The following is a 9,949-nucleotide window of genomic DNA, read 5'->3' on the forward strand; positions in this document are numbered from 1 at the left end:
GTACCTGCTGGGGGCGCCTTCCGCGCCAGCGAAGGTGGGCTGGAGCCTGGGCACGGATGGAACGTCCGCCTGGGTGTTCGGGAGGTGGCCGTGAACGCAGTCCTGTGTCGCGCGTTGCTCTTGGGCTGCCTGTTGGCCGTGCTCCCGGGCTGCACCGACTTCACGCAGGAGAGACGCGAGTTCTGTCTGCGCAACCCGGACATCTGCCCTGCGCAGGCCGTCGATGCGGGAGACGGCAGGGACGGCGGGGATGGTGGCGACAGCTTCGATGCGGGGGCCAGCTTCGATGCAGGGGGCGGCTTCGATGCGGGGAACGGCTTCGATGCGGGGGACGGCGGCGACGGCGCTGATGCGGGCACTCCGGACGCGGGCCCGTTCCTTCCGCCTCTTTTCATCGAGAAGCCCCTGTCTTCGTCCTATGTGGAGGCGGGAGGCCTCCTGACCTTCCGGGCCTCCGCGCAGGATCCGCAGGACCGTGCACTCCGGTTCTCCTGGGCCGCGAGTGTCGGCACGCTGGGTTCCGCCCAGGAGACCGGCACCGCGAGCCAGCTCCAGTGGACGGCACCCGCGTGCCTGGGCCCTGGGGTGACAGCGTCCTTCACGGTCACGGCGACCAATGACCTGGACCTGTCGGTCACCGCCCGGTTCTCCGCGGTCGGGATTCCGGACTGCCCCACCTGGTCTCCCACCGGCAGCCTGACCACGGACCGCGCAGGCCACACCGTCACGTTGCTGCGCTCGGGCAAGGTGCTGGTGACGGGCGGTGCAAGTCAAAGCAATGGGGACCCTGCCACGGCGGAGATCTATGACCCGGAGACGGGCACCTGGGCTCCTACCGGCAGCCTGGCCACGGGCCGTTCCTCGCACACGGCCACGCTGCTGCCCTCGGGCAAGGTGCTGGTGACGGGTGGCGGTGGCGGCAATGGGCGCCTCGCCACGGCGGAGGTCTATGACCCGGAGACGGGCACCTGGGCCTCCACCGGCAGCCTGGCCACGGGCCGTTCCTCGCACACCGCCACGCTGCTGGCCTCGGGCAAGGTGCTGGTGACGGGCGGCTCTACCGTCAGTGAGTTCCTCGCCACGGCGGAGGTCTACGACCCGGGGACGGGCACCTGGGCTCCTACCGGCAGCCTGACCACGGGCCGTGAGGGGCACACGGCCACGCTGCTGTCCTCGGGCAAGGTGCTGGTGACCGGTGGCTATGGCGGCAGCGGCAGTCCGTACCTTGCCACGGCGGAAGTCTACGACCCGGGGACGGGCACCTGGGCCCCCACCGCCAGCCTGGCCACGGGCCGTGACGCGCACACGGCCATGCTGCTGCCCTCGGGAAAGGTACTGGTGACGGGCGGCGCTGGCTTCAATGGGTACCTCGCCACGTCGGAGGTCTACGACCCGGGGGCGGGCACCTGGGCTCCCACCGGCAGGCTGGCCACGAACCGCCAATGGCATACGGCCACGCTGCTGCTCTCAGGCAAGGTGCTGGTGGCGGGCGGCTATGGCGCCAGTGAGCACCTCGCCACGGCGGAGGTCTACGACCCGGTGACTGGCACCTGGGCCCCCACCGCCAGCCTGGCCACGGTCCGTGGATTCCATGAGGCCACGTTGCTGCCCTCGGGCAAGGTGCTGGTGACGGGCGGCTCTGATGCCAATGGGTACCTCGCCACGGCGGAGGTCTACGGCCCGGGGACGGGCACCTGGGCTCCTACCGACAGCCTGACCACGGGCCGTTCCGCGCACACGGCCACGCTGCTGGCCTCGGGCAAGGTGCTGGTGGCGGGCGGTGTCGGCAGTGGGTACCTCGCCACCGCGAGGGTCTACGACCCGGGGACGGGCACCTGGGCCGTTACCGGCAGCCTGGCCGCGGTCCGTGCATTCCACACGGCCACGCTGCTGCCCTCGGGCAAGGTGCTGGTGACGGGCGGCGGGGACGCCAGTGGACTCCTCGCCACGGCGGAGGTGTACGACCCGGGGACGGGCACCTGGGCCCCCACCGGCAGTCTGGCCACGGGCCGCGGAGGCCATACGGCCACGCTGTTGGCCTCAGGCAAGGTGCTGGTGACGGGCGGTGCAAGTGGCATTGGCAATGGGCGCCTTGCCACGTCGGAGCTGTACGACCCGGGGACGGGCACCTGGGCCCCCACCGGCCGCCTGGCCACGGGCCGTTCCTCACCCATGGTCACGCTGCTGGCCTCGGGCAAGGTGCTGGTGGTGGGTGGCTTGGACTCCAATGCCAAACAACTCGCCACGGCGGAGGTGTATGACCCGGGGATGGGCACCTGGGCCCCCACCGGCAGCCTGGCCGCGGTCCGTGATGGGCACACGGCCACGCTGCTGCTCTCAGGCAAGGTGCTGGTGACGGGCGGCTATACCGTCAATGATCGCCTCGCCACGGCGGAGGTGTACGACCCGGGGACGGGCACCTGGGCCCCCACCGCCAGCCTGGTCACGGGCCGTTCCTCGCACACGGCCACACTGCTGCCCTCGGGCAAGGTGCTGGTGACGGGCGGCTCTGCCGTCAGTGGGTCCCTCGCCAGGTCGGAGGTGTACGACCCGGGGACGGGCACCTGGGCCCCCACCGGCAGCCTGGCGAAGGGCCGCGACCAACACACAGCCACGCTGCTGGCCACGGGCAAGGTGCTGGTGACGGGTGGCACCAACAATGGGCGCCTCGCCACGGCGGAGCTCTACACGCCCTGAGCGACCTGCTCACTCCCTCGAAAGAAGACGGGCCGGGCACGCTCTCAAGCGCGCCCGGCCCGGAACCCACGACCTCCGTCGCCTGCTAGCGCGTCGCGACAGCCGGGGACTCGGGCTTCGGCTCCACGGTGGCCTTGGCGGCGGCGATGGCGGCGTTGATGTCCAGCTTGCCGCCGGTGATGACCTTGCCCTTCAGGTCCGTGTCCTGCTCCACGGTCTTGAGGATGAGGTCGCGCACCTGCACGGCCGTGAGGTCCGGGTTCTCCGCGAACATGCGCGCGGCGGTGGCGGCCACCGTGGGCGTCGCCATGGAGGTGCCGCTCATCTCCTCCCACTGGTTGCCGGGCACCGTGCTGAGCACGTCCTCGCCCACCGCGGCCAGGTCCACGACCTTGTCGCCGTGCGACGAGTAGCTGGCCAGCTTGTCGTTCTTCTTGTCCATCGACGCCACGGTGATGACGTTGGGCAGGTCGATGTTCGCCGGCATGTCCGGCACGTTGTTCATGTTGCTGCCGTTGCCGTTGGCCGTCGCGGCGACGAGCAGGATGTCCGCGTCCGCCAGCTTCTGCACCGCCGCCGTCCAGCGCTTCTGCGACGCGGCGTCGCGGTACGAATCCCCGAAGCTCGCGTTGGCGGCGCGGATGTTCACGCCGTGCTCGGTCTTCATCTTCACCAGGTAGTCCACCGAGCGCTCGAAGTTGGTGAGCAGGTCGGCGCCGTCATACAGGCCGCCCACGCTCAGCACCTTGGCCTTGCCGGCCGCGATGCCGGTGTTGCCCTTGCCGTTGTCCTCGGCCGCGATGATGCCCGCCACGTGCGTGCCGTGGTCCGTGCCCTCGCCCTTGAACGGGTCGCCGCCACCGTCGCCCACGTTGAAGCCGTGCACGTCGTCCTTCACGCCGTTGCCGTCGTTGTCGAGCCCGTCGCCCGCGACTTCACCCGGGTTCGTCCACATCGCGTCGTCCAGGTCGGTGTGCTTGAAGTCCACGCCGCCGTCGATGACCGCGATGATCGGCTCGCCCGTCAGCTTCGGCTTCTCCTTCGACGGATCGACCTTGTTCGTCGCGCCCGGCTTCACCGCGACGTTGGAGGACCCGTAGGTGAACGCCGACGCCGGCACGCTGGCGCCCGGAGGCGTGGGGCGGCCCGTCGGGCGGTCCACGAAGTTGCTGGGGCGCGCACCGCGGGTGTCGAAGCCGTCACGCACCGTCAGGGCCTTGGCCTTCGGCGCCTGCGCGGAGGAGGACTCGCCGGTACGGGCGGTGGGGCCAACGGACGCGGGCGGCTTGCGGTTGATTTCCATGATGAACCTCCGTGGGGGGGCGGAGCGACCTTCGACTCCCACATTGTCGCAGCGCGCCAACCAAAGTTTCCTCGCCACGGAAGACATCGAACGCTTCGATGGCCTACCTCCAGGCTATCGATTGGACCTGGAGGGCCTGGCGCGGCCAGTCTCCGCCCCATGACGCCCATGATTCGACGCTGCGTGCGGTGGGGGACCCTGGCGGTCCTCGGGTTGGGACTGGCCTGTGCCCGGACGGCGGGTGTGCCCCCGAGCCCCCCGGTGCGACCGTCGCTCGTCGTGTTCGTGGTGGTGGACGGGCTGCGCTACGCGGACGTGGAGCGCTGGCGTGAGCACTTCGGGCCGGGCGGCTTCCGGCGCCTCCTGGAAGGGGGCGCGGTATTCGACGCCGCCCGCTACCCGTACGCGACGACGCAGACGTGCGTGGGGCACGCGACCCTGGCCACGGGCACGCTGCCGGAGCGCCACGGCATCATCGCCAACACCTGGTACGACCGGGAGGCGGGCGCGAAGGTGAGCTGCGTGCTCGACGCGGAGAGCCCGTCGCTCGACGGCTCGGGCGGCGCCGGTGTCTCCCCGAAGCGGCTGGGCATGCCGACGTTGGGGGATGCGCTGCTCGGCGCGCGCCCGTCGTCGCAGGTGTTTTCGGTGGCGCTCAAGGACCGCGCGGCCGTGATGATGGCGGGCCACCGGGGCACCGCGTTCTGGTGGGGCAAGGACGGCTTCACGACGAGCCGTCACTACGCCCAGGCCCTGCCGGAGTTCGTGGCCACCTGGAACGCGGGCCGGCCCCAGGTCGCGGGCACGTCCTGGGAGCGGAGCGCGGATCCGTCGCTGTACGCGCAGCTTGGTCCGGACGATGACGTGCACGAACTGCCGCCGCAGGGCTTCGGGCGCGTCTTCCCGCATCCCATTCCTCCGGGCGATGGCTTCCTCTACACGCCCTCGGGCGCGGATCAGCTCCTGGATTTCGGCCTCGCCGCCGTGCGCGCGGAGCACCTGGGGACGCGGCCCGGCGCGGTGGACCTGCTCGCGGTGGGCCTCTCCACGGTGGACATGGTGAACCACGCCTATGGGCCGGACAGCCACGAGGCGCTGGACACGTTGCTGCGCGTGGACCGCGCGCTCGCGGGCTTCCTGTCCGCGCTGGACCGGGAGGTGGGCGCGGAGCGCGTGCTCGTGGCGCTCTCCGCCGACCATGGGATGGGCACCGCGCCGCAGCCGGGAGGGCGGCTGGACGGCGCGCGGGTGACGCAGGCGTTGGAGGCGGCGCTCGATGCCGCGTATGGAGAGGAGACGTGGCTCCAGGCCTTCACCACGCCCTACCTCTACCTGCGCCCCGAGGCCCTGGCGGCGCGTGGCGTGCGTCGGGAAGAAGCGCTCGCGGTGGGGGCGAAGGCCATCGCCGCGCTGCCGGGAGTCGCGCAGGTGCTCACCGACACGGAGGCCCAGGCGCACGACAGCCGGGGCCTGACGGCGGCGGTGCGCGCCTCGTACTTCGCTCCCCGGGCTGGTGACCTCACCGTCCTGCCCGTGTCCGGCGTGCTCCTGGCGCCCGACGCGGACTGCGCCGGCTGGCACGGCGCGCCCTACGAATATGATCAGCACGTGCCGCTGATGGTGGCCGGCCCGGGCCTGAAGCCCGCGCGCCATGCCCGGCCCGTGTCGCCCGCGGACGTCGCGCCCACGCTGGCGGCCTGGCTCCAGGTGCCCCTGCCCGAGGCCACCGGAACGCCTCTCCCCGAGGCGACGCCCCCCGCACGCTGAGGTCGCGCGGGCAGGGTGGGGGCGTTGGAGGTGGAGTCGTCGACGCGGCGAGCGCCGACGCGAACACCCAGAGCATGCGCCGCTTCTACGAGGCCATGGCAAAGGAGCCCCGGGTGAGCGCCACCGCCGTGCAGACGGTGGGCAGCAAGGGCTACGACGGGTTCGCGCTCGCGCTCGTCACGGGCGACCCGAAGTAGCGCTATCCGCCACCTCCTCCCAGAGCGTCTTCACCGTCCGCCGCAACCAGACGTGCGCGGGGTCGTGGTCGAACCGGGGATGCCACGCCTGGGCGACGACGAGCGCGCCCAGCTCCAGCGGCACGGCGCGCTCGCGCACGGGCATCAGCGCCGCCGCGGTCCGCGCGAACACGGAAGGCACCACGGTGATGGCCCGGGTCCGCGCGACGAGGGCCGCCGCCGCGAGCAGGTTGGGCACCACGCCCGTCACCCGGCGGACGTGGCCGTGCTGCTCCAGCACCGCATCCAGCGGGGTGCGCAGCTTCCCTCGCCGGGACACCACGACGTGCTCGGCGCGGGCGAAGCGCTCCAGCGTCAGCCGGCCCCGGACGAGCGGGGACGCGCGCCCCACGAGCCCCACGAAGGTCGCCTCGCCCAGCCGCTGCACGCGGATCTCCGGGCCCAGCGTGCCCTGGACGCCGATGTCCAGGTCCACGTCCCCGTCGCGCAGCGCCTCCACGTCCTCCGTGCCTTCCGACACGAAGCGCAGCGTCAGCCCGGGTGCCTCCTCGCGCGCCCGCTGGTAGAGCGCGGCGCCCAGCGAGGGGATGATGCCGTCGTTCACCCGCAGCGACAGCGTGCGCGCCAGCTCGGCCGGCGCGGTGGGCGTCCCGGGGCCCAGCAATGCAGTGGCCTCCCGCACCACGGCGCGCACCTGCTCCTGGATCGCCAGGGCGCGCGGCGTGGGGACGAGGCCCCTTCCTGCGCGCACGAACACGGGGTCGCCCAGCGCGTCCCGGATGCGCGTGAGGGTGCGGCTCATGGCCGGCGCGCTCAGGTGGAGCCGGTCCGCGGCGCGCGCCACGCTGCCCTCGCGCAGGAGAGCGTCGAGCGCCACGAGCAGGTTCAAGTCCAGGTCCGCCATCCGCGCGATACTAGCCGCGAGCCCTTCAGGCGGTGCGCACGGCGAGGAGGCAGTCGTCGTCCTCCCAGGGCAGCGGCACGGTGACGTAGCCGTGCTCCGGCCGCGCGAGGTGCGCCGCGAACTCCGGGCTCATCCTCACGTTGTCCGCGACCAGGATGGCCCCGGGCCCGAGCCGCGGCTCCAGCAGCCGCAGCAGGGGGAGGTACAGCGGCTTGGCGCCATCGAACAGCACCAGGTCGATGCCGTCCGGCACATCGGTGCGCAGCGTGTCCAGCGCGTCGCCCTCGCGGAACTCCACCAGGTCCACGAGGCCCGCGGTGGTGAGGTGCTCGCGGGCCCGCCGCACCTTCGCGGGCTCGAACTCCGTGGTGATGAGCCGGCCGCCTCCACCGTCGCGCAGCGCCGCCGCGAGGTGGAGCGTGGAGATGCCGAACGACGTGCCGAACTCCACCACCGTCCTCGCCCGCCTCGCGCGCGTCAGCGCGTAGAGCAGCCGGCCCAGCTCCTGGGACACGGGCAGGTAGGCGTCCGCGACGTTCGCGTAGAACGTCCGGTAGTCCTGGTGGAGCGCCTTCGACAGCGCCTCCGGCGACAGAGAACGGAAGGGCGCGAGCACCGCGGCGTCGGTCTTCCGCGCGTCCGCGAAGAGGTGGGCCAGCAGGGTGGAGACAGGGGACGAATGCAGGGTGTTGGTCATGTCCCCACAGTGCGTCCCCAACGCCTCCCGCCACCAGTGCACCGGACGCACGGTGTCCGTGCCTCCGGTGCACGTGGGCACTACCAGATCTTCACGCGCTTCTCGGGCGGCAGGTAGAGGCCCTGCCCGGGCTTCACGTCGAAGGCCTGGTACCACGTGTCGATGTTGCGCACGGTGGCCGCGCGGAATGGGCCCGGCGAGTGGCCATCCGTCACCAGCAGCCGGCGCAGGAGCGCGTCGCGGTACTTGTTGCGCCACACCTGGGCGAAGCCCATGAACAGGCGCTGCTCGCCGGTGAAGCCCTCCAGCGTGGGCGCGGGCTTGCCGTTCAGCGACATCAGGTACGCGTCATGGGCGATGGCGATGCCGCCCACGTCGGCGATGTTCTCTCCCAGGGTCAGCTCGCCGTTCACCGGCACGTCGGGCAGCGGGCGGTAGGTGCTGAACTGGGCGGCGAGCGCCTTGCCGGCGGCCTTGAACTGCTCCAGGTCCTTCGGCGTCCACCAGTTGGAAAGCTTCCCCTGCGCGTCGAACTGCGCGCCCACGTCGTCGAAGCTGTGGATGATCTCATGGCCGATGACGGAGCCGATGCCGCCGTAGTTCACCGCCGGATCCGCGTTGGGGTCGAAGAAGGGCGGCTGGAGGATGGCGGCCGGGAAGATGATGGAGTTCTGCTGCGGCGAGTTGAGGGCGTTGACCTCCTGCGGCGTCATGAACCATTCCTTCCGGTCCACGGGCTTGCCCAGCTTCGCGACGTTGCGGTGGTACTCGAAGAGGCTCGCGCGCTCGGCGTTGCCAAAGGCGTCCCCCTTCACGATCTCCAGCCCCGAGTAGTCACGCCACGTGTCCGGGTGCCCGATGCCCACCTGCACCGTGCCCAGCTTCTCCTTGGCGCGGGCCCGCGTCTCCGGCGACATCCACTCCAGCGCGTCGATGTGGCGGCCCAGCGCGGCCAGGATGTTGCGCACCATCACGTCCGCCTCGGCCTTGGCCTGGGGCGGGAAGTGCTTCGCCACGTAGCGCTTGCCGACGGCCTCACCCAGGGCGTTGTTGGTGAGGTCCACGCCGCGCTTCCAGCGCTCGCGCAGCTTCTGCGTGCCGGAGAGCGTCTTGCCGCTGAACTCGAACCCCTCCTCCACGAACGCCTTGGGCAGGGTCGGGGTGCCATGGACGATGGCGTGGAAGGCCAGGTAGTCCTTCCACGTCTGGAGCGGCTCGCTGCCCACGAGCTTCGCGATGCCGATGAGCGCGCTCGGCTGCCAGACGATGAAGTCCGCCTGCTGGGACAGCCCCGCGCCCGCGAACCACGCCGTCCAGTCCAGGCCGGGCGCCTTCTTCGCGAAGTCCGTCTGCTTCCAGGGGTTGTTCGTCTTGGCCACGTCCTGCGTGTCCTGGGCGGCCCAGTGCGCCTGGGCGATCTTCTTCTCCAGGCCGTAGATGGCGCGGGCCTTCGCCTCCGGGTCGGGGATGCCCGCGTTCTTCAACTGCGCGGTGATGTGCTTCTGGTACTTCTCCCGCACCTCTTTGAAGCGCGGCGTGTCCTTCAGGTAGAAGTCGCGGTCCGGCAGCAGCAGGCCGCCCTGGAGGAGGTACGCGACATAGCGGCTGGGGTCGTTCAAGTCCTCCGCCACCCACAGGCCGAAGAGGCGATCGGTGGTGGTCTGCCCGGTGTTGAGCGCGTCCACGTCCGCGCGCAGCGTGGTGCCCAGCAACTGGGACAGGTCCTTGCGGTTGGCGAGGCCCGCGATGCGCTCCAGCTCCGGCTTGAGCGGGGTGATGCCCTTGGCCTCGATGGCGGCCTCGTCCATGAAGCTGGCGAAGAAGTCGCCCAGCTTGCGGTCCTCGCTGCCCGGCGCGGCGTCCGACTTCGCGGTGGCCTCGAGCAGGTCGCGCGTCTGCTGCGAGGCCTCCTCCGCCAGCCGCGTGAACATTCCGTAGGAAGAGCGTTCGGCGGGGATCTCCGTCGAGTCCAGCCACTTGCCGTTGACGTAGCGGTAGAAGTCGTCGCCCGGCTTCACGGACGGTTCCATCCCGGGCGTGTCGATGCCGAAGCTTCCGAAGACCGGCTTGGGCGGGGCAGGGGCCGCGGGCGGCGGCGTGGGCGCGGCGGCCTGGGCCGGCGCAGGGGCCTTCTCGGCGGGCGCCGAGGACGCACAGGCGGTGATGAGCGCGGACGCATAGACGCCGAGCGTCATGCGCGCGGCGCCAAACGGCGGTCTGGAACGGGACGTCATGGAAGCTCCTGGATGGACCCCAACGGGGTGGCGCACTCTGGCGCACGGGGCCGCGCCGCCAACAGCGCAAACGGCGCTTTCATCCCAGGGTGCTCGTGAATCGTGGGTGCCGCTCAGCGCCCCGGGACGGCGGCCCCCCGGGGCGTGGCG

7 protein-coding genes are annotated in these 9,949 nt (G+C 71.5%); 3 read left to right on the top strand and 4 right to left on the bottom strand.

The genetic code is table 11. From position 1 onward, the window contains the following. Nucleotides 1-90 precede the first annotated feature (90 nt). Nucleotides 91-2,697, top strand: a complete 2,607-nt coding sequence (locus D7V93_RS28630) for a Kelch repeat-containing protein (RefSeq protein WP_244237568.1) — start codon at nucleotides 91-93, stop codon at nucleotides 2,695-2,697. Between the two features lie 85 nt (nucleotides 2,698-2,782). On the opposite strand, the gene D7V93_RS28635 is transcribed toward D7V93_RS28630, so the two are convergent. After that, nucleotides 2,783-4,000: a S8 family serine peptidase gene (locus tag D7V93_RS28635; RefSeq protein ID WP_120646412.1), complete on the bottom strand. Its 1,218-nt coding sequence runs from the start codon at nucleotides 3,998-4,000 to the stop codon at nucleotides 2,783-2,785. A 243-nt stretch (nucleotides 4,001-4,243) separates the two neighbouring features. Between D7V93_RS28635 and D7V93_RS28640 the strand changes: the two genes are divergently transcribed. Both D7V93_RS28640 and D7V93_RS47455 read left to right on the top strand, forming a co-directional pair. Then, on the top strand, nucleotides 4,244-5,767 hold the full coding sequence (locus D7V93_RS28640) for an alkaline phosphatase family protein (protein WP_158623882.1): 1,524 nt from the start codon (nucleotides 4,244-4,246) through the stop codon (nucleotides 5,765-5,767). A 74-nt stretch (nucleotides 5,768-5,841) separates the two neighbouring features. Continuing rightward, nucleotides 5,842-5,964 (top strand): hypothetical protein, encoded by a 123-nt coding sequence (locus D7V93_RS47455; protein WP_279636956.1) that lies wholly within the window; start codon nucleotides 5,842-5,844, stop codon nucleotides 5,962-5,964. Here D7V93_RS47455 and D7V93_RS28650 read toward each other — a convergent pair. The 3 genes from D7V93_RS28650 to D7V93_RS28660 all read right to left on the bottom strand — a co-directional run bounded on the left by D7V93_RS28650 (nucleotide 5,945) and on the right by D7V93_RS28660 (nucleotide 9,799). Then, a complete protein-coding gene (locus D7V93_RS28650; protein ID WP_120646414.1) occupies nucleotides 5,945-6,868 on the bottom strand; it encodes a LysR family transcriptional regulator in 924 nt (307 codons plus the stop codon). The genes D7V93_RS47455 and D7V93_RS28650 overlap by 20 nt on opposite strands. A gap of 25 nt (nucleotides 6,869-6,893) precedes the next feature. Further along, on the bottom strand, nucleotides 6,894-7,565 hold the full coding sequence (locus tag D7V93_RS28655; RefSeq protein WP_120646416.1) for an O-methyltransferase: 672 nt from the start codon (nucleotides 7,563-7,565) through the stop codon (nucleotides 6,894-6,896). Nucleotides 7,566-7,645: 80 nt separating this feature from the next. After that, on the bottom strand, nucleotides 7,646-9,799 hold the full coding sequence (locus D7V93_RS28660) for a M13 family metallopeptidase (protein ID WP_120646415.1): 2,154 nt from the start codon (nucleotides 9,797-9,799) through the stop codon (nucleotides 7,646-7,648). Nucleotides 9,800-9,949 lie beyond the last annotated feature (150 nt).

This window comes from Corallococcus llansteffanensis (genome assembly GCF_003612055.1).
In the GTDB taxonomy this organism is placed as follows: domain Bacteria; phylum Myxococcota; class Myxococcia; order Myxococcales; family Myxococcaceae; genus Corallococcus; species Corallococcus llansteffanensis.

What these genes read in the sequence shown, in the direction of transcription:
- D7V93_RS28660 (WP_120646415.1), bottom strand. Translation starts at nt 9,799, where the DNA reads ATGACGTCCCGTTCCAGACCGCCGTTTGGCGCCGCGCGCATGACGCTC.
- D7V93_RS47455 (WP_279636956.1), top strand. Translation starts at nt 5,842, where the DNA reads ATGCGCCGCTTCTACGAGGCCATGGCAAAGGAGCCCCGGGTGAGCGCC.
- D7V93_RS28655 (WP_120646416.1), bottom strand. Translation starts at nt 7,565, where the DNA reads ATGACCAACACCCTGCATTCGTCCCCTGTCTCCACCCTGCTGGCCCAC.
- D7V93_RS28635 (WP_120646412.1), bottom strand. Translation starts at nt 4,000, where the DNA reads ATGGAAATCAACCGCAAGCCGCCCGCGTCCGTTGGCCCCACCGCCCGT.
- D7V93_RS28650 (WP_120646414.1), bottom strand. Translation starts at nt 6,868, where the DNA reads ATGGCGGACCTGGACTTGAACCTGCTCGTGGCGCTCGACGCTCTCCTG.